Annotated in this window: 19 protein-coding genes and 1 pseudogene; 13 read left to right on the top strand and 7 right to left on the bottom strand. The window is 47.9% G+C overall.

The annotated features are described in order from the left end of the window. Positions 1 to 24: 24 nt before the first annotated feature. Together RCO84_RS13090 and RCO84_RS13085 are read right to left on the bottom strand one after the other, a co-directional pair. The gene (locus RCO84_RS13090; RefSeq protein ID WP_317585342.1) at positions 25 to 705 is read right to left on the bottom strand and encodes a helix-turn-helix domain-containing protein; all 681 of its coding nucleotides are present in this window, start codon (positions 703 to 705) and stop codon (positions 25 to 27) included. Between the two features lie 248 nt (positions 706 to 953). After that, complete coding sequence (locus tag RCO84_RS13085; RefSeq protein WP_317585341.1) at positions 954 to 2,495, bottom strand: carboxylesterase/lipase family protein; 1,542 nt, start codon at positions 2,493 to 2,495, stop codon at positions 954 to 956. A gap of 363 nt (positions 2,496 to 2,858) precedes the next feature. Here RCO84_RS13085 and RCO84_RS13080 point away from each other — a divergent pair, with 363 nt between their 5' ends. From RCO84_RS13080 to RCO84_RS13055, 6 genes and pseudogenes are all read left to right on the top strand, one after another. Beyond that, entirely contained in the window at positions 2,859 to 4,010 is a 1,152-nt protein-coding gene (locus tag RCO84_RS13080) for an IS110 family transposase (protein WP_317585340.1), read from the top strand. A gap of 218 nt (positions 4,011 to 4,228) precedes the next feature. After that, positions 4,229 to 4,420 (top strand): annotated as a pseudogene (locus RCO84_RS13075) (hypothetical protein); the annotation flags it as partial. 291 nt (positions 4,421 to 4,711) lie between these two features. Then, complete coding sequence (locus tag RCO84_RS13070) at positions 4,712 to 6,001, top strand: acetylxylan esterase (RefSeq protein ID WP_317585519.1); 1,290 nt, start codon at positions 4,712 to 4,714, stop codon at positions 5,999 to 6,001. A gap of 166 nt (positions 6,002 to 6,167) precedes the next feature. After that, positions 6,168 to 7,319 (top strand): N-acetyltransferase, encoded by a 1,152-nt coding sequence (locus RCO84_RS13065; RefSeq protein ID WP_317585339.1) that lies wholly within the window; start codon positions 6,168 to 6,170, stop codon positions 7,317 to 7,319. Between the two features lie 219 nt (positions 7,320 to 7,538). Continuing rightward, positions 7,539 to 9,428, top strand: coding sequence for a DNA topoisomerase IV subunit B (locus tag RCO84_RS13060; protein WP_228113362.1), 1,890 nt, complete (start codon positions 7,539 to 7,541; stop codon positions 9,426 to 9,428). Between the two features lie 140 nt (positions 9,429 to 9,568). Beyond that, positions 9,569 to 11,152, top strand: coding sequence for a S41 family peptidase (locus tag RCO84_RS13055; protein ID WP_153085292.1), 1,584 nt, complete (start codon positions 9,569 to 9,571; stop codon positions 11,150 to 11,152). 205 nt (positions 11,153 to 11,357) lie between these two features. Here RCO84_RS13055 and RCO84_RS13050 read toward each other — a convergent pair whose 3' ends face one another. After that, positions 11,358 to 12,329, bottom strand: a complete 972-nt coding sequence (locus RCO84_RS13050; RefSeq protein WP_006848929.1) for a bile acid:sodium symporter family protein — start codon at positions 12,327 to 12,329, stop codon at positions 11,358 to 11,360. Positions 12,330 to 12,602: 273 nt separating this feature from the next. On the opposite strand from RCO84_RS13050, the gene ruvB reads away from it, so the two are divergent. Genes ruvB through ybeY form a run of 3 tightly spaced genes read left to right on the top strand, consistent with a single transcriptional unit; the run spans position 12,603 to position 14,599 of the window. After that, entirely contained in the window at positions 12,603 to 13,637 is a 1,035-nt protein-coding gene (ruvB, locus tag RCO84_RS13045) for a Holliday junction branch migration DNA helicase RuvB (protein ID WP_317585338.1), read from the top strand. Positions 13,638 to 13,659: 22 nt separating this feature from the next. Then, positions 13,660 to 14,145, top strand: a complete 486-nt coding sequence (gene coaD / locus RCO84_RS13040; protein ID WP_118416948.1) for a pantetheine-phosphate adenylyltransferase — start codon at positions 13,660 to 13,662, stop codon at positions 14,143 to 14,145. 19 nt (positions 14,146 to 14,164) lie between these two features. Continuing rightward, on the top strand, positions 14,165 to 14,599 hold the full coding sequence (gene ybeY / locus RCO84_RS13035) for an rRNA maturation RNase YbeY (protein WP_006848933.1): 435 nt from the start codon (positions 14,165 to 14,167) through the stop codon (positions 14,597 to 14,599). 155 nt (positions 14,600 to 14,754) lie between these two features. Here ybeY and dusB read toward each other — a convergent pair whose 3' ends face one another. The 4 genes from dusB to RCO84_RS13015 all read right to left on the bottom strand — a co-directional run bounded on the left by dusB (position 14,755) and on the right by RCO84_RS13015 (position 18,822). After that, positions 14,755 to 15,744, bottom strand: a complete 990-nt coding sequence (gene dusB, locus RCO84_RS13030) for a tRNA dihydrouridine synthase DusB (protein WP_218414280.1) — start codon at positions 15,742 to 15,744, stop codon at positions 14,755 to 14,757. Positions 15,745 to 15,836: 92 nt separating this feature from the next. After that, complete coding sequence (dprA, locus tag RCO84_RS13025; RefSeq protein ID WP_317585337.1) at positions 15,837 to 16,967, bottom strand: DNA-processing protein DprA; 1,131 nt, start codon at positions 16,965 to 16,967, stop codon at positions 15,837 to 15,839. A gap of 12 nt (positions 16,968 to 16,979) precedes the next feature. Continuing rightward, the gene (locus tag RCO84_RS13020) at positions 16,980 to 18,272 is read right to left on the bottom strand and encodes a DUF2851 family protein (protein ID WP_317585336.1); all 1,293 of its coding nucleotides are present in this window, start codon (positions 18,270 to 18,272) and stop codon (positions 16,980 to 16,982) included. A 136-nt stretch (positions 18,273 to 18,408) separates the two neighbouring features. Next, on the bottom strand, positions 18,409 to 18,822 hold the full coding sequence (locus RCO84_RS13015; RefSeq protein ID WP_317585335.1) for an acyl-CoA thioesterase: 414 nt from the start codon (positions 18,820 to 18,822) through the stop codon (positions 18,409 to 18,411). A gap of 240 nt (positions 18,823 to 19,062) precedes the next feature. On the opposite strand from RCO84_RS13015, the gene dapB reads away from it, so the two are divergent. The 4 genes from dapB to RCO84_RS12995 all read left to right on the top strand — a co-directional run bounded on the left by dapB (position 19,063) and on the right by RCO84_RS12995 (position 22,505). Beyond that, positions 19,063 to 19,824 carry a 4-hydroxy-tetrahydrodipicolinate reductase gene (gene dapB / locus RCO84_RS13010; protein ID WP_317585334.1) on the top strand — a complete coding sequence of 254 codons (762 nt, stop codon included), beginning with the start codon at positions 19,063 to 19,065 and terminating at the stop codon, positions 19,822 to 19,824. Positions 19,825 to 19,833: 9 nt separating this feature from the next. Next, positions 19,834 to 21,282: a signal peptidase I gene (gene lepB, locus RCO84_RS13005; RefSeq protein ID WP_287819440.1), complete on the top strand. Its 1,449-nt coding sequence runs from the start codon at positions 19,834 to 19,836 to the stop codon at positions 21,280 to 21,282. 17 nt (positions 21,283 to 21,299) lie between these two features. Further along, positions 21,300 to 21,740 (top strand): S26 family signal peptidase, encoded by a 441-nt coding sequence (locus RCO84_RS13000; RefSeq protein ID WP_147350926.1) that lies wholly within the window; start codon positions 21,300 to 21,302, stop codon positions 21,738 to 21,740. A gap of 84 nt (positions 21,741 to 21,824) precedes the next feature. After that, entirely contained in the window at positions 21,825 to 22,505 is a 681-nt protein-coding gene (locus RCO84_RS12995; protein WP_287838494.1) for a WbqC family protein, read from the top strand. Positions 22,506 to 23,111: the final 606 nt, after the last annotated feature.

The following is a 23,111-nucleotide window of genomic DNA, read 5'->3' as shown; positions in this document are numbered from 1 at the left end:
AGACAGAAAGGCGCTACCATAGATTTACGGAATACTACCATTTTGATAACCGCTTACGAATTCACATACAGTTTGTCCTGTCTGCGACTTGAAGAAACGCATCATGTGGTTCGGCTCCGAGAAATGAAGCGAGAAAGCCACTTCCTTAACCGACAAACCGGAAAACAACAAACGGCTTTTGATTTCTTCCACCATACGACTCCTGATCATATCCGATACTGTTGTTCCGAATTGTTCCTTGACGTTTTTATTCAGGCAAATCCTGCTCACTCCCGTCATTTCGGCGTAATCGTTAACGGTAAGATTATCGGCAATATGCTTTTCCAGAAGCTGTCTGAACTTATAGGCATAATTGTTTTTCGGGGCACCGAAAGGTAGAGTGTATTCCTTGGCGTATACCCGGTTGAGTTTTATCAGCAGGCTGTACAGGGAGGACAGCAGCATGTGATAGCTGTCTGCCACTGGATGTACCTGTTCATACGTCATTTCTTCAATATAATCAGCGTACCAGCTCATTTCGTCGGCATCTATCTCCAACAACGGCGGACAGATTGTCTGATAACAGTACAACAGGCGGTAAACGAAATATTTGTCGGAAATCAGGTTACTGATAAACTCCTCTTGGAAAATGACGAACTTGAAATCAAGGGCATCTTCATCCACCTCCCATTTTTGCCGCTGAAAAGGAGAGATGAAAAGAATCATATTGTCATGTATAGGTATTGTCCTGTCACCAAGAAGAATCCTCCCGTTACCTTTCAGGAAAAAGAATATCTCAAAAAAGTCGGACTTAAAAGGAGAGAAATCGGAAATGTTGCCTTTCAAATCTTTTTTGGGACCGACTTTCATCAGAAAATCAACGCCGCATTCTGTTTTGCTAAATTCAATCAATTTCATACGAAAACATTTAGTTGTGAAGTGTTGCTATCCAGCACTTCGTGTTAATAACTTTATTATTTTCTTTTTTCCTTGAAGAACTTCTCGAAGAAGTCCATTTGCTTTTGATTTTGAACAGGCCCCAAATGCAGTCCTTCCTTCATAATCATCACCGTTGATTTACCTTCCTGGTAGCTAGTCCAGAAAGGAAGGCTATCCCCATTTGGATTGCCAGTCTTGGTAAAGTTGATCCAGTAGCGTGACATGATTTGTTCCATGTGCTGCTCCGTCTCGGTCATCTTTCCAGAGCCAAACTTATAGCCATAGATGAATGGCATCTCTGCCACATGGCTGGCTCCTCCCTTGCGGCTTTTCACGATGGTGTTCTCTGAGTCTTGGTCAAAGTAATACATATACACCTTGCCCTTGCCGGTCTTGCTCTGCAGGTTAGCCCAGGCATACGTTCCCCATGCAAAGGAGCCATCACGGAAAATGTCGGATTGGGCGAAGTAGGTTTCTTCCTCTGTCTTGGCAGGATAGAGACTGAGAACCTGGTCTGCCCAACTTCCATATATCTCATGTATTCTTTTCTCATAGTCACTTACACTGACAGGGCGGCTAAACATACTTCCTTCATCGCTGTTGGTTCCTATAATGACATTTACATCATTGTAGCTTCCCTTTTCATAGAGCTTATACTGGTCATCGGTGATGGAGTAGCCGTCAACGTTCGGCCAGAAGGACTCAAAGTCGGTATTCTTCACGATGTCCATAGCCGGAACTTTTCTTAGCTGCTTCAAGTTCTTAGCCTTGAGTCTCTTTTGAAGGATAAGTCCACCTGCTTCTGCCGCTTTGGTAGTGAGCATGGCTGTGTTACCATTTCTGTTTTCACCCACAGGCCAGAAGGAGCTACCACTTTCGCTTATGGCTCCTCGGAAGAGTCCCTTGGCAAGGGGAGAGGCGCATAGTATACTTACCGAGATACCACCGGCAGATTCTCCTGCAATGGTAATCTTGTCAGGGTCTCCACCGAAGGCTGCGATATTGTCGTGAATCCATTTTAAGGCCATCACTTGGTCAAGGATGCCATAGTTACCAGATATGTTCTTGCCTGATTCCTTACTCAGCTCTGGATGTGCCATGAATCCCAAGGCTCCCAAGCGGTATTCTATGCTGCAATAGATGATGCCTTCCTTGACAAAGCTTTCCTGAGTTCCACTGTAGGAGCCAGTAAGAAAGGCTCCTCCATGAATCATCACAAATACAGGGAGTTTGTCATTCTTACTCTTGGCTGGCGTTTCCACACTGAGGTATAGGCAGTCCTCGCTCATGCCCAGCTCTCCACCATTTTGGTTAGGGTCGATGGGCTGTGGTGGACGGTCTCCCCATTTATCTGCTTTGAATACTCCCTTCCAAGGCTTTTTGCTCACTGGAGCTTTCCATCTGAGGTTGCCCACTGGTGCTTCAGCGTATGGGATTCCCTTGTATAGGGCGAATCCTTCATGTTCCACACCTTCAATTTCTCCTTGCTCCACCGTTGTTCTTAGCAGTTGGGCGTTAGCTGCCGATAGGCAAAAGAGTGCCAGGGCGGCTGTCAGTAGATGTCTTTTCAATCTCATTTCTAGTTATTCCATTAATTCCGCAACACTATTATCAATTAAACGATTTAAGCACTTGAGCAACAGAAAGTTGCTCAGAATTTTGCTATGTCAGAATTTTCACTTATCTTAGTATTGCGAAGAGAAAACAAGCAAAACTCTGATATGACATGGCAAATTTAGATAAAATTTCTGAATTATAAGCCAGTATAATAAAAAACTTCAATGATTTCCCTCGAATTGTGCGAAATTAGCCTTGTTTTTCGAGAAATCAAGACCACAACTGCAAAAAATCCTACTAACGTGCTCTGAGTCACAAAAATATTTATTATCTTTGAAGCAGTGTTCGTTAACTGATTTTTTAAACTTCAAAAATGTAGGCTTATGAAAGCAGTATGTGGTCTTGACGTGCACAAAGATAGTATTTTTCTTTGTATTTTGCACAGTGATGGTGAATTATTTGAGCAAGTTTTCGGTGTTTTAACATTTCAGCTGGAAGAAATGCGGAAATTGCTCCAAAAGCATCATGTTTTTGAGGTTTGTATGGAGAGTACCAGTATCTATTGGATACCAATATGGCGTGTGCTTTCTCCTCATTTTACTCTGCGTCTGGTAAATCCTTATTTCATCAAGCAACTTCCAGGTCATAAGAGTGATATCAAGGATGCCCAGTGGATAGCAGAATGTACATTGAAGGAATTGGTTAGGGGAAGTTTCGTTCCTCCAGAGATTATTCAACAGCTTCGCCAGTACGATCGCCGAATCTTTGACCTCAATGCTGAGATTGTCCGTAAGGTTTCCAAGGTGGACGGCGTACTCCAACGTTGCAATATCCGCTTGAGCAATTATGTATCCAACATCGAGTGTAAGAGTTACCGCGATGTCGTGCGCAGGCTCTCGGAAGGTGTCACAAATCCAAACGAGCTGATGAAGCTTGTTCATGGTCGCATTGTCAATCGTCATGGTGCGGAGATGATATTAGCCTCATTGACAGGCGTTGTCTCCCAGGCAGAAATAGATGTACTGCGCCAACTCCATGAGGAGATTGGCATCGCCGAGAGCCACAGAAACGAATGTCAGCAGAGAATGTTGGAGATATGCGAGAAGCATTTTCCAGAGGAACTCGAACGCTTGCAGAAAACTCCAGGAATCAAGGAACGTGCCGCAACATCATTGATCGCAGAGATCGGAACGGATATGAGTAAGTTCGAAACGGCAAACCACCTTGCTTCCTGGAGTGGACTGAGACCAAGAAATGACGAGTCCAACAAGAAAATCAAATCTCGTAAAATTACCCATGGCAATGTCTACCTCCGCAACACCATCATTCAATGTGCCTGGGCTGCCAGTCGTCAGAAAGACTGTTTCTTCAGTAGATTCTCGTATCACCAAACAATTGTGAGAAGAAAGAACAAAATGAAGGTGATTGTTGCTGTGGCGAGAAAGTTACTTGTCGCCGTATGGCATGTCTTACATGACAAGACAGACTATGTTGACTTCAAACCAGATCGTGAAGAATCCGCCAACAACGGATGACCATGATATACCTTCCATGATAAAGCTATTATCTTTGTGATGGGTTTAGACCTCGTTTGCAAATTAACTTAATGTCATGGGAGGCTATGGAAGTCAGTATGAGTAAAACTCGAAGAGGAAAGTATACTGATAATCGCATTTGCTATATAAGCAAGTGCAAGGGAGACATGCGCCTTTATTTACGAAGAAAAGGCAAACTCCCTTGTTTTAGTTACCTTGTGCGAGGGAAATCATTTTCGTTTTATAGAGGAAAGATACAAATTAAATCTGAGAAACTCACTCCTTTAGGAGGAATATTTTCGGGTCATGGAGCAATTTGACTCCATATTGTCTTCTGTAATCGACTCCACCCTCAGAATTTCACTACTCATTTGATGAACCATCTCTCGTTTCATCCGACACTTCGCACTTCTCGCCAGTGTTTGAGAGAATAGATGATCGAGCTTTTTCTTATTGTGATTCCTTGGAGAATATTAGTTTTCCGCCAGTGCTTAAAACTATCGGGAAGGATATTTGTTTGTTCAAGATGCCTATTGAGGGTATCTTGAACAAAAATATCCTTGAAATCATTTTGTTATCTCAATGGAATGTTGTACTTTTGCGCTCATATATGATAGTTGAATATTATAATTTAAAAAACAAACTATAAAATTATGAACAGATTAAGGACAATCTATCTATCGCTTCTGTTTATCCTGGCGATGAACATGACGAGTGTGTTTAGTGTGATGGCGGAGAACTATCCCTATCGCAGTGATTATCTTTGGCTTACCGTGCCTGATCATGCCGACTGGCTCTATAAGACGGGCGAACAGGCTAAGGTGGAAGTAAGTTTCTGTAAGTATGGAATTCCCCGTGATGGCGAGGTGAACTATGAAATAGGCGATGACATGCTGAAGGCTGACAAGAAAGGAAGCTTCAAGCTGAAGAATGGACGCGCCATCGTGAACATGGGAACCCGAAAGACACCGGGCTTCCGCGATTTGAGATTATTCTATAAACTCGATGGCAAGACCTATCAGCATCATATCAAAGTAGGATTCTCGGTAGATAAGATTCAGCCTTATACCCAGGAGCCTAAGGATTTTGATGCATTCTGGCAGCAGGCAAAGGACGAACTGAAGAATGTGCCGATGAGCTATACCAAGGAACTCGCCAAGGGATACTGTACCGACAAGATAGACTGTTATCTCGTTAAACTTCAGATAGATAAGAAAGGTCATGCGATGTATGGCTATCTCTTCTATCCAAAGAATGCCAAGCAGGGTAGCCATCCTGTGGTTCTCACACCTCCAGGAGCCGGCATCAAAACCATCAAGGAACCTATGCGCAATAAGTATTATGCCGAGAATGGATTTATCCGCTTCGAGATAGAGATTCATGGTCTCGACCCGCGCATTCCTACCGAAACCTTCAATGAAATAAGCAGGGGATTCAACGATGCAAACGGCGGATATCTGTCTAACGGACTGGACGATAAGAATCGCTACTATATGCGCCATGTTTATCAGGGACTGGTGCGCTGCATCGATTTCCTAACCTCTCTCCCAGAGTGGGACGGAAAGAATGTGGCTGTGCAGGGCGGAAGTCAGGGTGGAGCCTTGGCTATTATTGCAGCCGGTCTTGATAGCAGAGTAACCCAGTGCGTGGCCAATCATCCGGCGCTCAGCGATATGGCTGGTTATGCAGAGAAGGGAAGAACGGGTGGTTATCCTCACTTCAATAAATATCATGAGATATTGAAGAACAAGGATTGTCTCAACACAATGGCTTATTATGATGTGGTGAATTTTGCCCGCAAGGTAAAGGCCCCAACTTATCTTACATGGGGATATAACGATAATACCTGTCCGCCAACTACCAGCTATGCTGTTTGGAATACGTTGAAATGTAAGAAGGAAGCTTTGCTCACTCCAATCAATGAGCATTGGACTACACCCGATACAAATTATCAGCAGATGGTTTGGATAAAAGAGCATCTCGTTAAGTAAAACTGATTCCGTCAAAAAAGCCAGTAAATGGGTGATATAGGCTAGTTTGTGGGGTTGTAATTAAAAATTAACCCCTAAAAAACTGCAAAAAAAGTAGCAATATTTGGTAATTTGCCAAAATATTGCTACTTTTGCATTTATAATATTGCAAACTAGTTTGAAAATCATGTCATTAATAGAAATTAAAAAGGTTGAAACAAAGAAGGACTTGAAGACATTCATCGACTTCCATTACGACCTCTACGAAGGCAACAAATATGATGTGCCTAATCTTTTCAGCGACGACATGAATACTCTGAGCAAGGACAAGAACGCAGCGTTCGAGTTCTGCGAGGCAGAGTATTTTCTTGCCTATAAGGACGGCAAGCTGGCAGGTCGCGTCGCTGCCATTATCAATCATAAGGCAAACAATAAATGGGGCAGGAAGTCGGTCCGTTTCGGCTGGATTGATTTCATTGACGACCGCGAGGTTTCCAAGGCTCTTCTCGATGCTGTAGAGAAATACGGTAAGGAGAAGGGAATGGAAGATATTGTAGGTCCGCTGGGTTTTACCGATATGGATCCAGAAGGCATGCTTACCTGGGGCTTTGACCAGCTAGGCACCATGCCTACCATTTATAATTATTCATATTATCCGGAGCACATTGAGGCTCTGGAGGGTTTTACCGTAGATAATAAGTATGTAGAGTATAAACTGATGGTGCCAGATACCATCCCGGAGAAATATTCCAAGATAGCGGCGATGATAGAGAAAAGATACAATCTCCATGTCCGCAAACTTACCCGTAAGGATATTTATCAGGGCGGATACGGACAGAAGATTTTCGACCTCATCAATGATACATACAAGCATCTCTATGGTTATTCCGAACTTTCACAGAAGCAGATAGACCAGTACATCAAGATGTATCTGTCTTTGCTCGACCTGAACTTTGTAACAGCCATAGAAGACTGGACTACCGAGGATCATAAGATGATAGGTATCGGTATTACGATGCCTTCCCTTTCCAGAGCTCTGCAGAAGTGTCATAGGGGCAGGCTGCTTCCTTTTGGCTGGTGGCATCTGCTGCGCGCCATCAAGTTCCATAAAACCAAGATTGTCGACCTTCTGCTCATCGGTATCCAGCCGGAATACCGTGCTAAGGGTGCCAATGCGCTGCTCTTTGCCGACCTGATTCCTATCTATCAGAAGTATGGAATCGAGTGGGGAGAAACACAGGTGGAAATGGAAGATAATGCTGCCGTGCAGGGACAATGGGGCGTCTTGGATCCAGTCCTTCACAAGCGCCGCAACTGCTATATTAAGAGTATCAGGTAAATAGTAATTGTTGTGTTGGCAATTATCTGATAAACAGAATATTGCAACATCATTTGCTATGTTATAGGAAAATAAATAAGAATAACTAAGGAGGAAATCATGTCTGAAGATAAAAACTTAGGTAACAGCGAATTGAATGCCGCTGATGAGCTTACCAATGCCCCTCAGGAGCAGCAGCCGGTAGAATATACCGATGATAACATCCGCCACTTGAGCGATATGGAGCATGTGCGTACCCGTCCGGGTATGTACATCGGCCGTCTGGGAGATGGAAATCTGCCGGAAGATGGTATTTATGTGCTCTTGAAGGAGGTGGTAGACAACTCTATCGATGAATTCAAGATGGGTGCAGGCGCCCGTCTGGAAATCGATATCGAAGACAATCTGCGTGTCAGCGTGCGCGACTATGGCCGTGGTATTCCTCAGGGCAAGCTCGTTGAGGCTGTAAGTGTGCTGAATACCGGTGGTAAGTACGACAGCAAGGCGTTCAAGAAGAGCGTCGGTCTGAATGGTGTGGGTGTGAAGGCGGTCAATGCCCTCAGTTCCCACTTCGAAGTAAAGTCGTACCGCGACGGAAAGGTGCGCCATCTGAAGTTTGAGAAAGGTATTCTGAAGAGCGACACGATGGAAGATACTGAGGACGAGAACGGTACCTTTATCTTCTTCGAGCCGGATAATACACTCTTCAAGAACTATTCCTTCCACGATGATTTCGTGGAAACGATGCTCCGCAACTATACTTATCTGAACACCGGACTCACCATCATGCACAATGGCCGCCGCATCTTGAGCCGCCATGGTCTGCAGGATTTGCTGAGCGATAATATGACCAACGAAGGGCTCTACGACATCGTCCACATGAAGGGCGAGGACATCGAGATTGCCTTCACCCATACCAACCAGTATGGCGAGGAGTATTATTCCTTCGTCAACGGTCAGCACACCACTCAGGGAGGTACGCATCAGAGTGCCTTCAAGGAGCATATTGCCAAGACTATCAAGGAGTTCTACGGTAAGTATGAGTATGCAGACATCCGAAACGGACTGGTGGCTGCCATTGCCATCAACGTAGAAGAACCGGTCTTCGAGAGTCAGACCAAGATTAAGCTCGGAAGTACTACGATGACGCCGAATGGTGGCGAAACCATCAATAAGTATGTGGGCGATTTCCTGAAGAAGGAAGTAGACAACTATCTCCATATCCACAAGGATGTGGCTGAGATTCTGGAGAACAAGATTAAGGAGAGCGAGCGTGAGCGCAAGGCGATGGCTGGCGTTACCAAACTCGCCCGTGAGCGTGCCAAGAAGGCGAATCTCCACAACCGCAAGCTCCGCGACTGCCGCATTCATTTCAGCGACGCCAAGAACGAGCGCAAGGAGGAGAGTTCCATCTTCATCACCGAGGGCGATTCTGCCAGCGGAAGCATCACCAAGAGCCGCGATGTGAATACCCAGGCGGTGTTCTCTCTGCGTGGTAAACCGCTCAACAGCTTCGGTCTTACCAAGAAGGTGGTTTATGAGAACGAGGAGTTCAATCTGCTTCAGGCGGCTCTCGATATAGAGGACGGCTTGGATTCATTGCGTTACAACAAGGTGATTGTGGCAACCGATGCGGATGTCGACGGAATGCACATCCGCCTGCTCATCATCACCTTCTTCCTTCAGTTCTTCCCAGATCTCATCAAGAAGGGCCATGTCTATGTGCTTCAGACCCCATTGTTCCGAGTGCGCAACAAGCGAACCAAGATCAAGAACAAGCAGGCGGTGGCTGATGCGGATGCGAAACTGGGAAGCAAGGAGAAAAAGAGCGATTTCATCACGCATTACTGTTACAGCGATGAGGAGCGCCAGCAGGCGATTCGCGATTTGGGCCCTGATCCTGAAATCACCCGATTCAAAGGATTGGGAGAGATTTCGCCTGATGAATTCGCCCATTTCATCGGTCCAGACATGCGGTTGGAGCAGGTTACGCTGCATAAAACCGATCAGGTGCAGAAGCTGCTGGAATATTATATGGGTAAGAACACGATGGAGCGCCAGAACTTCATCATCGAAAATCTGGTGATAGAAGAGGATATTCCGGAGGAAGACTCTGAGCCGCTGGATTAAATGAAGTGAAGAGTAAAGAACGAAGAGTGAAGAATTCAAGTGCTTTAGGGGGGGGGAAACCATTGAAAAAAGCGCTGTTAACTGTTAACCTGTTAACTCTTGAAGGATCTCTCTCTTTCATAAACTTTAAGTTTTAAGAAATGAAGAAATATCTATTCATAGCACTGGTAGCATTCCTGGCAGTAACTTCTGCCAGTGCCCAGTTGCGTATCAAGATGGGCAAGAACAGCCCGATAGAGAAATTGGGAAGGGCTGAAATCGCCATTACCAACCTTTATGTGGATAGTGTGGATGAGAATAAGCTCGTAGAGGACGCCATCCGAGGCATGCTCGAAAAGCTCGACCCTCATTCTTCTTACGCTACAGCCAAGGAAACCAAGGCGATGAACGAGCCGCTGAACGGCAGTTTTGATGGCATTGGCGTGCAGTTTAACATGGTAGATGATACGCTGCTCGTTATCCAGCCGGTTACGAACGGACCTTCCGAGAAGGTGGGAATCATTGCCGGCGACCGCATTGTGGCTGTAAACGATACTGCCATTTCGGGCGTCAAGATGAGCAAGGAGGAAATCATGAAGCGCCTTCGTGGTCCTAAGGGAACAACGGTGAATCTTACCATTGTGCGCCGTGGCATCAAGGATAAGCTCATCTTCAAGGTAAAGCGCGATAAAATTCCGGTAACTACGATGGATGCGGCTTATATGATTCGTCCGGGCATCGGATACATCCGATTGGGAAGCTTCGGTCTTACCAGTCATAAAGAGGTAACAATAGCGATGGATTCGCTGAAAAAGAAGGGAATGAAGGATCTTATCTTCGACCTTGAGGATAATGGCGGAGGCTATCTTCAGGCTGCGGCTCAGATTGCCAACGAGTTCCTGCAGAAGGGCGATCTCATCGTTTATACCAGTGGTCGTGCTGCGCCTCGCCAGGAATACAAGGCGCAGGCTAACGGCAGATGGCGCAAGGGCAAGGTGGTGGTGCTCACCAATGAGTTTACTGCTTCTGCCGCCGAGATTGTTTCCGGAGCCATCCAGGATCAGGACCGTGGAGTAGTGGTTGGTCGCAGAACCTTCGGCAAGGGATTGGTGCAGCGTCCGCTGACCTTTGATGATGGCAGCGAGATTCGTCTCACCATCGCCCATTACTATACGCCTAGCGGCAGATGCATCCAGAAGCCATATAAGAAAGGTGACAGATTGGATTATGCGATGGATCTGGACAAGCGTTACAAGCATGGCGAGTTCACCAATCAGGACAGCATCCATCTTTCAGACAGTCTGAAGTATTACACCTTGCGCAAGCATCGTGTAGTTTATGGTGGTGGTGGAATCATGCCAGATTATTTCGTTCCGCTGGATACAACCAAGTACACCAAGATGCACCGTCAGTTGGCAGCCAAGAGTATCGTCATCAACCACAGTCTGAAGTTCATCGATGCGCATCGTAAGGAGCTGAAGAGCCAGTATAAGGATTTCGATAAGTTCCTCGCCACCTACGAGGTTCCTTCTTCGCTGATAGATGGCATTATCGCCGAGGGCAAGAAGGAGAAGATAGAGCCGAAGGATGAGGCTGAATTAACTCAGACTAAGAAATACCTCGCCCTGCAGCTGAAAGCCCTTGTAGCGCGAGATATCTGGGATATGAGCCAGTACTTCCAGGTTTGGAACGAGACCAATGAGATAGTTCAGCGAGCCGTGCAGCTGCTGACTACGGGGAAGTAGATTAAGTGAAGAACGAAGAGTGAAGAAACAACGTTCGGCGTCCGAAGGGAAAGCCAATTCAAGTGCTTTGCTCGTGTAACTATAGAAAAAACGGCTGTTAACTGTTAACCTGTTAACCCCGTGAGGTAATGATATAAGAAAAGGTCGTGAGGTTCAATCAGAAATCTCACGACCTTTTTTCGTATTTATCTTTTTCAGAAGTCATTTACTTCTTCTCATGCAGATGGTCCCATTTCAGATAGATTCCTGCAAGGATGGTGCCCGAAATGCTGTGCCAGGCGCAGCTGATGGCGCAAGGCAATACGGCGAGAGGCTGGGCTGCGAAGAAGTTGCCAGCCAGTACCGTGGCAAGACCGGCGTTCTGCATGCCGACCTCAATACTGATGGTACGCTTCTTAGCGGTATTGAATCCGGCACATTTGCCGGCAAGCCAACCGAGAAGATAACCCAGCGTGTTGTGGCAGAAAACCACGGCGAAAGTCCAGAGGAAAAGCGATAAGCCGCGAGCAACGAGGTCATCGTGAACCGTAGAAATCACACCGCCTACGATGATTGCCAGACACGTAACGCTGATGCCCGGCATCAGACTCTGGATGGTAGGGAAGCAGTCTTTCTTGCCGTAAATATAGTTGAGGGCGCAGCCGATGGCTACAGGAATAATCGTTACGATGAGGATGTTGATGAACATTCCCACAGCATCTACATGGATAATCTCGCCTGCCGTAATCTTCATCAGCAGCGGAGTCATCACCGGTGCAAGAATGGTTGAGGCGCAGGTCATTCCTACGGAGAAAGCTACGTCGCCATGACACAGATAACTCATAATGTTGCTCGAAACGCCGCCCGGACAGCAACCTACCAGCAGGATTCCGAGTGCCAGGGCTGGGTCAAGATGCCACACATGAACCAGGGTGTAAGCCACGCCAGGCATGATGATAAACTGGGCACAGGCTCCGATGAAGACATCCAGCGGGCGCTGAGCCAGAATCTTGAAGTCGTTAGTGGTCAAGGTCAGCCCCATGGTGAGCATGATGATGCCGAGAATGACGGTCTGAGTAGTTCCGCGCACCCAGTCGAAGGTATGTGGGAAGAAGAATGTGAACACTGCAACACCTATCACGAAGATAGATGTGTAATTGGCCAGCAGCTTGCTGAGCCCTTGGAATAACTTAAGCATAATTCTATTTCTTTTAAAATCCTGATATTTCTCTCTTATTTATTTCTTTCCTCGCTTTCAATATCGAGTGCAAAAGTACGTCTTTTCTATCGGATAAACAAATTATTCTGCAAGAAAATGATAAATTATAACATTTTTATGGGATAACGCTTACAAATCTGCACGAATCTTTTGGGATTGTGCAAAATCATGGGCAAAATAATTCGGCTTTTCTTCTTTAATTCCGCAACAAATGTGTAACTTTGCACCCATATTATCGATAATAGTCATAGAATGAACGAAGATTTTGATATAAGACAAGAAATGGTTTCGCCTGCCGAAAAGGAATTTGAGAAGGCGCTGCGCCCGCTGAAGTTTTCTGATTTCAGCGGACAGAATGGCGTGGTGGAAAATCTCGAGGTCTTTGTTGAGGCTGCCAAATATCGTGGCGAACCGCTCGACCATACGCTCCTCCATGGTCCACCGGGATTGGGTAAGACCACGCTGAGCAACATCATCGCCAACGAACTGGGCGTAGGATTCAAGATTACATCGGGTCCTGTGCTTGATAAGCCGGGCGATCTGGCGGGAATCCTTACCTCGCTGGAGCCCAACGATGTACTCTTTATCGATGAAATCCACCGTCTTTCGCCTGTCGTAGAGGAATATCTCTATTCGGCGATGGAGGATTACCGCATCGACATCATGATAGATAAGGGTCCTTCGGCTCGCAGCATCCAGATAGACTTGAATCCGTTTACCCTCGTGGGAGCGACAACGAGAAGCGGTCTGCTTACAGCTCCTCTGCGTGCCCGTTTCGGAATCAATCTGCATCTGGAATATTACGACCCGGCTACGCTTCAGAAGATTATCAAGCGAAGTGCGATGCTCCTGAAGGTGCCGATAGAGGATGAGGCGGCAGTGGAAATCTCCCGTCGTTCGCGCGGAACCCCTCGTATCGCCAATTCTCTGCTCAGAAGAATGCGTGATTTTGCCCAGGTAAAGGGCAACGGAACCATCACTTACGATATTGCCCAGATGGCGCTCAAGGCACTCAATATCGACCAGTATGGCTTGGACGAGATAGACAACAAGATTCTCACCACCATCATCGACAAGTTCCGTGGCGGTCCGGTAGGCGTAAGCACCATTGCCACGGCAATAGGCGAGGATGGCGGCACCGTAGAGGAGGTTTACGAGCCGTTCCTCATCATGGAGGGTTTCATCAAGCGCACGCCGCGAGGCAGAATGGCAACGCCGCTTGCCTACGAGCATCTTGGCAGAAATCCGTATACAAGCAATATTATGCAGGGAGACCTGTTCGAGTGAAGAACGAAGAGTGAAGAAAAACATGAAGATAGGAATATTTACAGGTACATTCGACCCATTTACGATAGGACATCAGAACATTGCCGAGCGTGCCTTGCCGATGTTCGACAAGCTCGTGATTGCTGTGGCGGTGAGCAAGCTGAAGCACGCCAGCGAGGAAATCTCGAAGCGTGTGGAGGATATTAAGGCTGTTTTTCCGAAGGAATGTTCGGAGTTGGTGGATGTGGAGGATGCATCTAAGGGTTATCGCCTGGAGGTGGTTTCTTACGATGATCTCACCATCGATTTGGCGCATCGCCTGGGAGCCAGGTTTCTGGTTCGTGGCGTCCGTTCTGCCAAGGATTTCGAGTACGAAAGGGAGCAGGCTGACATCAATAAGCAGTTGGGCGGCGTAGAAACCATCCTGCTGTTTTCGGACCCAAGATACAGCAGCATCAGCTCAACGCTGGTCAGGGAGCTGAGATTCTTCGGAAGAGAAGTAGATGAATTTTTACCAAAAATAAAATAAAAATAGGAGGAAGAAGCGTATGATAACATACAATGTAGACGGCGTGAAAATGCCAAAGATCAAGAAACGTGATACGAGTGCCTGGATTCGCAAGGTAGCAGCCTCTCATGGCCGCAAGGTGGGTGAGATTGGCTATATGTTTGTGGATGACGAGAAGATTCTCGAAGTGAACAACGAGTATCTGGGTCATGATTACTATACCGATGTCATCACCTTCGATTATGATGAGGATGATGTGATTAACGGCGACATCGTGATTTCGTTGGATACGGTCCGCACCAATGCCGAGCAGTTTGGCAAGACCTACGATGATGAGCTTCACCGCGTCATCATCCACGGCATTCTGCACCTCTGCGGAATCAACGACAAGGGTCCGGGAGAGCGTGAAATCATGGAGGAGAACGAGAACAAGGCGCTCGCCCTGCTCGAAGGTGCTTCAATATTGAAGAAGTAATATCCTCCAGTTTTAAGGGAAAAGTATAAAAAAACAGCTGTTAACTGTTAACCTGTTAACTGCGAATAAAAAAGGGAGATTTCAACCATCATCGTTGGAGTCTCCCTTTACTTATCTTATGGTTTCGGCGGATTTGCCATCCGCCGCAAGCAAGTCTAGATTTCTATCGCCTTGATTCTCTCTCGGCATTCTTTCAATATCTCTTTCAATTCCTCCACGGTCGTGGCTCTCAGCATGGCGATTCTCGTCTGGCGAAAATCGGGAATGCCTTTGAAGATAGGGGAGGCAGCAAGGTGACGACGGGTGTGGAGAATGCCTCGGTACTCGTCGATGCGCTCCACGTTGATGCGGAGCTGCTCCTCCAGGAGGTCAATTTTCTCATCCACGGTTAATGGGGCAGCACCCGTATTATCCAGATAATCACGTATTTCCTTGAAAATCCATGGTCTTCCGAAGGTGGCGCGGCCAATCATCACCGCATCTACGCCGTATCTTTCGAAGGCAAGCTTGGCTTCTTCCGGGGTCGTAATGTCGCCGTTGCCGATGATAGGAATATGGATGCGGGGATTGTTCTTCACCTCACCTATGAGGCTCCAGTCGGCTTCTCCGGTGTACATCTGGCTACGGGTTCTGCCGTGAATGGTGAGCGCCTGGATTCCGCAATCCTGCAGCTGCTCGGCAAGGTCGGTGATGATGAGGTTCTCGCAATCCCATCCCAATCGGGTTTTCACAGTTACCGGCACGTTTACCGCCTTTACCACTTCTCTTGTAATATCCAGCATCAATGGGATATTTCGGAGCATTCCGGCTCCTGCACCCTTTCCGGCAACCTTCTTCACCGGACAGCCGAAGTTAATATCAATCACATCCGGCTTCGCCTGTTCCACGATTTTTGCAGCTTCCACCATATCCTCTGTGGTTCTGCCATAAATCTGAATGCCCACAGGGCGCTCTTCATCGCTTATCGTAAGCTTGCTGACAGTACTCTTGATGCTTCTCACCAAGGCTTCCGCCGATACGAACTCAGTATAAACCATGGCGGCTCCGAATCGCTTGCAGAGCATGCGAAAGCCAATATCCGTTACGTCTTCCATCGGAGCGAGGAAGAGGGGCTGAGGCCCAAATTCTATATTTCCTATTTTCATGAGTTTCGAGTGAAATCTTCTTATTCCTATGATGTATATCTTCTTTTTTGCGGCTGCAAAGTTACTGCTTTTTTCTGAAAATAAAGAAAATACTACTTCAAAAGATGATACATTCCCCCTGCAAAGGTCTTGATGACTCCCTTCATCTCCAATGTGAAGAGGAGGGAAGTGAGGCGAGAAATGTCGATATTCGTCTTTACGGAGATGAGATTCACTTGCAGGTCGTTGGTCTTGGAGAGGACTTCTACGATGAGTTGCTCCTCGGGCGATAACTCGGGGAAGAGGTTGCGCTCGATGCCTTGCTGCTTGGCTCGCATCAGGGTGGCGTCATCCTGCCAGCGCATGTCCTTCACAAAGTCCTCGGCACTGGTGATGAGCGTGGCGCCGTTGTTGCGTATCAGGTTGTTGCAGCCTTCGCTGTAGTAATCACCTATTCTGCCCGGGAAGGCAAAGACATCCCTACCGTAGGATTGCGAAATATCGCAGGTGATGAGGCCGCCGCCGTGAGCTGCGCTCTCTATCAGGATGCAGGCATCCGACATTCCCGCTACGATGCGGTTGCGGCGCACGAAGTTTATCTTGTCAGCGTTTGTACGGGTAAGGAATTCGGTGAGCAGTCCGCCCTGTTCTATCATTCTTGCCGCCGTTTCCCGGTGCTGACGGGGATAGAGGTCATCCAGACCGTGAGCTAGCACGCCTATGGTTTCGTAGCCGTGGGCGAGTGCCTGGCGGTGCGCCACGATGTCCACTCCGTAGGCAAGTCCGCTCATGATGAGCACGTTGGGCGAGAGCTGCTTCAGGTCGGTGATGAAGCGGCGGATGAGGTCTTCGCCGTAAGGCGTGCAGTGGCGGGTTCCCACGATGTTGATGACGCGCTGCTGGTTGAGGTTGGCGTTGCCTTTATAGAAGAGGATGAGGGGTGCGTCATCGCAATCCTTGAGGCGTTGCGGATAGCGGTCGTCGTTCATCGGAATGGGTTCTATTCCGTAGCGTATGTCGTACTCCAGTTCTTCCTCAGCGCGTTTTCGAGCTTCTTCGCAGTTCTGGATAGCGCTCACGAGTTTATCCGAGGCATCGGGGAGAATGTCTCTGAGGTTGTTCTTATGCTCCAGGATGAGCGTAGCGGAGCCTACCTTTCTGTATAGCTCCAGCATTCCTGCCAGGCTGAAGTAATTGAGCCTTGTCAGGAGGATGGTGTTCAGTATTTCTTGTTGGTCAGCCATAATTTTTATCTTTTATCTCTTCAAGTATTCGTAACCTATCCTGCACCTCAGGCATTCCTTCCTGTCGCAGTATTCCTTCTTCAGCTGTATAAGCGCCTGGCTATCCCCGGCGTTCTCTACCGGCAGGCCGCATTCCTTCCACATCCTTACTATGTGGTTATTCTCAGCCTTCAGCTCCTCCAGAAAGTCGAAGGCGCGGTCGCAGTATTTCTCCTCGCCCCGGTGCCTGCCATAGGCAAAGAGGATGGGAACCACAGTGTTGATGATGAGCAGATTGAGCGAGAAAGGGGAGAGATGCTTCTCGTTCCGGATGCTCGTGCTGCCGAAGGTATAATGGGTTTCCCAATACTCCGTAACGCTGGTTGAGAGCACCTGCTTCGCCTCCTTCACCGTGCTTGCCTCGAGCAGCTGGCTCAGTCCCGCACGGCGGTTATAATAAAGATTGGCTAACTGCGAGATGCGGATGTGAGGGAAGTTCTGCGGACGCAGGCGCAGGAAGCGCCACTGCTTGTAATCCATCGGCTGCAGCGAGAATTTATGCGAGAGATAGAGATATTCGTTCCTCAATCGGGAGAAATACCCGTCGTTCAGCGCGTCTTTCTGATATCTTTCGGGAATGGTGTTCAGTTCCAGCAGTCCGGCTTGCCCCAGGAAGATGGCTTCTATCTGGAAGAGGTCGTCGCGATGATGGTCTACGGCTCTCAGCGGCAGATGGTAAGCCCACTGCTCGAAGGCGTCGCCGTTGATTCCGAACCCGTAGTTGCGCGCCAGGGTCACGAAGTAGGCGTTCTCCCAATCGCCGTTACATTGCTTTACGCGTGCCTCTATCGCATCGGTTTTCTGCGATAAGCGCTCGGTTTGCAGGGCGCTCATCCAACTGTGCACGGTGAGGCGGGTGAGCGATGGGATAATCTGGTAGCAGGGAGGATACTGGTCGATGTTCAGCAGCTCCTGATAATGTTTCGATACGTTTTCGGGGATGTCGAGCTGCAACTGCACGAGAGGCTCGCCTTTCGAGTTCTTGGCCTCTACATCGATGGTTCCGCAAACGTGCAGGATGACGTTGTCGTAGCGTTCATCCTTATCATGTCCGTGCACATACCAGTCGCTTGCCTTGTCATGAATCTCCACGTTTCCCACCCATAGGGTTCCGTTGAGTTTGATTTTGGCATTGAAGAAATCGGGCCCTGCATTGCGGTTGTGCAGTCCGGGGTCAATTACTTCCACAGCCTGGTGCCAGGTGGTGGTGAGTGGGGTGAGTGGGAAGAGCTTGTGCTTCCACACGTAGTGAAGGAGTTGCTCCATAATTGTTCGGCTTTATTAGGGTTATAAGATTGCCTCTTTCGGAACGCAAGTTCTAATGCTTGACCTTGGCGGATGCAAGTTCTTCGCTCGTGTGCGGAAGGGGGTATTGAAAAATCAGCTGTTAACTGTTAACCTGTTAACCTTGGGATGAGAAATATTTCTCGAATGCCTTGTCGTAGTCTTCGCTGTTGCCCAGCTTTCCGTTGATGAGGCAGACGAGCTCTACGGTTGCCTTGAGGCAGAGTTTCTCGTCCTTGGCACGGAAGATGTCCTGATGGAAAACATATCTCACGCCCTGCTTCTCCAGCCACAGACGCGAGAAGAATTCATCATCGCATTGCAGCGGAACCTTATACTGCAGGTTCATTCTCGCCACCACAGCATCCACGCCCTTGTTGTGCATTTCGGCAAAGCTGAGGCCGCATTCCTTCAGGAAGAGATGGCGGGTATGCTCCATGTAGTGCAGATAGTTGGCGTTGTTCACGATGCCCTCAATATCGCACTCGTAATCCCTCACTTCCATCTTTGTCTCAAATATGTATTTGCTCATCATTTTCTATTTTTTAGTTACTAAATGAGGCTAAAAGCCCTAAATCACTGCAAAAATAACCAAAATTTTCTATTTATTATTATAATAACAAGGATTTTTCAAGGTTTTTCGAAGAAAAATGTGTATTTTTGCATAAAAAAAGCTGCACTCGGCAATTTGAAAGCAAGCTTTCATTGCGCTCATTTGCATTTTTTTTGCCGAATAGAACAAAAAGTAAGAACAAATAAAATTTAGATAAAGATGAAAATAGCTTTGATCGGCTACGGAAAGATGGGACACATGATCGAGGAGATCGCCCTGCAGCGTGGCCACGAAATCGTATGTAAGATTGACGTGAATAACCCTGAGGATATCGACAGTCCGGAGTTCTGCTCTGCCGATGTTGCCATTGAGTTTACCAACCCTACTGCCGCTTACGGCAACTATCTGAAGGCTTTCTCTCACAACGTGAAGGTGGTTTCAGGTTCAACAGGTTGGATGAAAGACCATAAGGAAGACGTGGAGAAACTCTGCGCCGGCGGTAAGCAGACCCTCTTCTGGGCGTCTAACTTCAGCATCGGTGTGGCCATTTTCTCTGCCGTAAACCGCTATCTGGCTAAAATCATGAACGGTTTTCCACAGTACTCAGTATGCATGCAGGAAACCCACCATGTTCATAAGCTCGATGCGCCATCTGGAACAGCCATCACCCTTGCCGAGGAAATCATCGACAACATCGACCGTAAGAAGGATTGGAAGCGTGGCGTTACTTACTGGACTGAGGATGGTCATCACGATGAGGGCGATGCAAACATTACCGATGAGGATTTGGTCATCAACTGCGTACGCGATGGTGAGGTTCCGGGAATCCACGCCGTGATGTATGATTCAGATGCTGATATGATTACCATCGAGCACAGCGCCCACTCACGCAAGGGTTTCGCCCTGGGAGCCGTTCTCGCAGCCGAGTTTACAGCCAACCATTCCGGCTTGCTCACCACATCAGATTTATTTAAGTTCTAAGCAGAAGTTATGATAGATAAAGAGAAACAAAAACTCAATATGAAGGTACAGTGGGCGAAGTTCGCAGTGGTTCTCGCCCTCTATCTCCTCTTTCTGGTTTGGGTAGAAAGCTGGTTGGGACTCATTGTGGTTCCGTTCATCTTCGATGTTTACATCACCAAGAAGATTCACTGGCAGTGGTGGAAGGATGAGGAAGGTCCTATCCGCTTCATCATGAGCTGGGTAGATGCGCTGGTGTTCGCACTCGTAGCGGTTTATTTCATCAACCTCTTCTTCTTCCAGAACTATGTGATTCCGTCTTCCTCTCTCGAAAAGAGTCTCCTTACGGGCGATTATCTCTTTGTGAGCAAGGTAAGCTACGGTCCTCGCATTCCTGAAACTCCGCTCACCATGCCGCTCACCCAGCACACCATGCCGCTGGTCAACGTGAAGAGCTACATAGAGTGGCCTCACTGGGATTACCGCCGCGTAAAGGGTTTGGGCAACGTGAAGCTCAACGACATCGTGGTGTTCAACTATCCTGCAGGCGATACGCTCGTCAATGAGGAGCGCTATCAGGCGAATGATTACTATCAGATGGTTTACAGCATCGGCGACCAGCTGATGCAGCAGAACGGACAGGAAAAGGATGTGCGCGCGATGAACCCATTGCAGCAGCGCCACTATTTTGAGCAGGTTTATGCTACAGGCCGCAACTACATCAGCAGCATGCCGGGCGAATATGGCGACATCATCAGCCGTCCTACCGACCGCCGCGAGAACTATGTAAAGCGCTGCGTGGGCTTGCCTGGACAGACCCTGCAGATCAAGAACCGCATCGTTTATCTGAACGGAAAGGCGAATAAGGAGCCTGATAACGTGCAGTATACTTATAAGATGAAGCTCAAGGGCGAGTTCCCTATCGACCTTGCCGATAAGTTGGGAATCACCAACGAAGACCTGCTGATGTATAATCAGAGCGGCGTGATTCCACTCACAAAGAAGGCTTACATGGCGCTGAAGGCAAACAGAAACCTCGTAGAGAGCATCTCTATCAATACCGATGCAACCTATGGCGACCTCTATCCGCTCAACGCCTATACCGGCTGGACAAGAGATAATTACGGTCCGATTTGGATTCCGAAGAAGGGCGAGAGCATCGCTCTTACGCTGAAGAATCTGCCTGTATACGAGCGCTGCATCAAGGTTTACGAGCACAACGACCTGAAGGTAGACAACGCCGGCCGTATCTTCATCAATGGCAAGCAGGCGAAGAGCTACACCTTCAAGCTCGACTACTACTGGATGATGGGCGACAACCGCCACAACTCAGCCGACAGCCGCTACTGGGGGTTTGTGCCTGAGGACCACATCGTGGGCAAGCCTATCTTCATCTGGTGGAGCCACAGCCCAGATCATCCGGGCTTCTCAGGCATCCGTTGGAACCGCCTCTTCACTTTCGTAGACAATATTAAGTAAGAAAAAAGAAATAAGAATTGAAGACTGCCGTCAAATTCCTGATAGCATTGGTGTTGTCGCTGCTCCTGGCTTGGGCAGTGCGCACCTATGTCTTCACTATCTTCTCGGTGCCTCAGGGTGGGCTTCCGCCCCAGCTGAAGGCAGGCAACCGGGTGATAGTGAACAGGATTGACTGCGAAAATTTCGGGCGTGGCGATGTGGTTGTATTCACCGATACGGTGGTTTACCAGCCCAAGAACCAGCGCCGCAAGCGTGTCTTCGAGTCTCATTTCATAGGCAGGATAGAGAAGCTTCCGGGCGATACGCTGCGCATCGACACCGTGCAGTTCGTCATCCCAACCATCTGCTGCAAGCGCTGCGGCTGCAAGGATTGCCGCTTCTATCTCTTGAAGACGCCAACCGGCCAGCAGCTCGTCCACAAGCACCAGATGATAGGCAAAGCCCATAAGCTGTTCTAGCTTCCTCGCTCCGCTGCCCTCGTTCCGAGCGATTCCCTCGCTCGTCCCCCTCTTCATCATTAACCCTTCATAACAAAGCAGAAATTGAAAGCCCTTCTTTCTTCCACATATTTCGGCCCCATCCAGTGGTACCAGAAGCTGAATCGCTACGATGAATGCCTGATAGAGCGCCACGAGAGCTTTATCAAGCAAACCTATCGTAACCGCATGCTCATCCCTACCACCAACGGTCCTCTTGCGCTCACCATCCCCACCAATCACGATATCTCCCTGTCGATGAAGGACATCCGCATCTCCGACCACGCCAACTGGCGCCACGTGCACTGGAATGCGCTCCTTTCCGCCTATGGCGAGAGCCCTTTCTTCGAGTATTATCAGGACGACATCCGTCCCTTCTACGAGAAGAAATACGAGTTCCTCTTCGATTTCAACATGGAGACAACCGCGAAGATGATAGAACTCCTCGACATCCGTCCAAAGATAAGCGTTACTGACGAATACGTTTTAAGTGAAGAACGAAAAGTGAAGAGTGAAGAATTCAATAGCCCTGAGGCGCAAGCCCAATTCAACATTCAACACTCAACATTCAACACTCAGATAAGTGATTTCCGCGATGCGATTCGCCCCAAGAAACCGCTCCCTGACCCCGAATTCGAGTCGAAGCGCTATTACCAGGTTTACGGGCAGAAACACGGTTTTCTGCCCAATATGAGCATCCTTGACCTCCTTTTTAATGAAGGCAACGAGGCGATATTCTTCCTATAAGAGAAGAGTATCGCCTTGTTGTTTTCCCTCCCGTTAACAAAACTTACTCATAGTTTTCTGCCCCGCAACTCATAGTTTTCCGCTCTAAAAAGCCCTTTTTTCTGCATCGCGATGCATTCCCCGTTCCGTCGCGACGCAATATTTCTTCCCTCGCGATGTATGATCCATCCCCTTCGTGAGCCATCATTTATGCCCTCTTTCTGCCATCATTTATGCCCTCTTCCTGCCATCATTTAAGCCTCGTATCAGTCATCATTTATGCCTCTCTCTAGTCATCATATAAGCCCGTAAAACGGGCTGTAGCAGGGCGTTTGAACTTTTTTCTGCCAAGGCTCAGCCAGCCATCTTTAACAAGCATCGGGAGAGAGCATTCAGATGAAAGAGGGGCGCTCTGAGAGGAAAAGGTTAACAGGTTAACAGTTAACACCCCAAAAATGCATACTTCTATCCACACACTTATATAAAAATAAGTATATATATATATTATTATATAATAAGGTACGCGAGGGGACCATGCAAAAAACAGCTGTTAACTGTTAACCCTGTTAACCCCCTCGGCTTCTCCGCCCCTCTTTTAGGAAATTTAAACAAGAATGCTTGGTGGTT

Source organism: Segatella copri (assembly GCF_949820605.1).
Classification (GTDB): domain Bacteria; phylum Bacteroidota; class Bacteroidia; order Bacteroidales; family Bacteroidaceae; genus Prevotella.
The sequence above is the reverse complement of the archived record's forward strand: the minus strand, read 5'-3'. Positions and strand labels throughout refer to the sequence as shown.

Coding starts and splice junctions, on each gene's coding strand:
- RCO84_RS13090 (WP_317585342.1), bottom strand. CDS start 705: ATGATTCTTTTCATCTCTCCTTTTCAGCGGCAAAAATGGGAGGTGGAT.
- RCO84_RS13085 (WP_317585341.1), bottom strand. CDS start 2,495: ATGAGATTGAAAAGACATCTACTGACAGCCGCCCTGGCACTCTTTTGC.
- RCO84_RS13080 (WP_317585340.1), top strand. CDS start 2,859: ATGAAAGCAGTATGTGGTCTTGACGTGCACAAAGATAGTATTTTTCTT.
- RCO84_RS13070 (WP_317585519.1), top strand. CDS start 4,712: ATGAACATGACGAGTGTGTTTAGTGTGATGGCGGAGAACTATCCCTAT.
- RCO84_RS13065 (WP_317585339.1), top strand. CDS start 6,168: ATGTCATTAATAGAAATTAAAAAGGTTGAAACAAAGAAGGACTTGAAG.
- RCO84_RS13060 (WP_228113362.1), top strand. CDS start 7,539: ATGGAGCATGTGCGTACCCGTCCGGGTATGTACATCGGCCGTCTGGGA.
- RCO84_RS13055 (WP_153085292.1), top strand. CDS start 9,569: ATGAAGAAATATCTATTCATAGCACTGGTAGCATTCCTGGCAGTAACT.
- RCO84_RS13050 (WP_006848929.1), bottom strand. CDS start 12,329: ATGCTTAAGTTATTCCAAGGGCTCAGCAAGCTGCTGGCCAATTACACA.
- ruvB (WP_317585338.1), top strand. CDS start 12,603: ATGAACGAAGATTTTGATATAAGACAAGAAATGGTTTCGCCTGCCGAA.
- coaD (WP_118416948.1), top strand. CDS start 13,660: ATGAAGATAGGAATATTTACAGGTACATTCGACCCATTTACGATAGGA.
- ybeY (WP_006848933.1), top strand. CDS start 14,165: ATGATAACATACAATGTAGACGGCGTGAAAATGCCAAAGATCAAGAAA.
- dusB (WP_218414280.1), bottom strand. CDS start 15,744: ATGAAAATAGGAAATATAGAATTTGGGCCTCAGCCCCTCTTCCTCGCT.
- dprA (WP_317585337.1), bottom strand. CDS start 16,967: ATGGCTGACCAACAAGAAATACTGAACACCATCCTCCTGACAAGGCTC.
- RCO84_RS13020 (WP_317585336.1), bottom strand. CDS start 18,272: ATGGAGCAACTCCTTCACTACGTGTGGAAGCACAAGCTCTTCCCACTC.
- RCO84_RS13015 (WP_317585335.1), bottom strand. CDS start 18,822: ATGAGCAAATACATATTTGAGACAAAGATGGAAGTGAGGGATTACGAG.
- dapB (WP_317585334.1), top strand. CDS start 19,063: ATGAAAATAGCTTTGATCGGCTACGGAAAGATGGGACACATGATCGAG.
- lepB (WP_287819440.1), top strand. CDS start 19,834: ATGATAGATAAAGAGAAACAAAAACTCAATATGAAGGTACAGTGGGCG.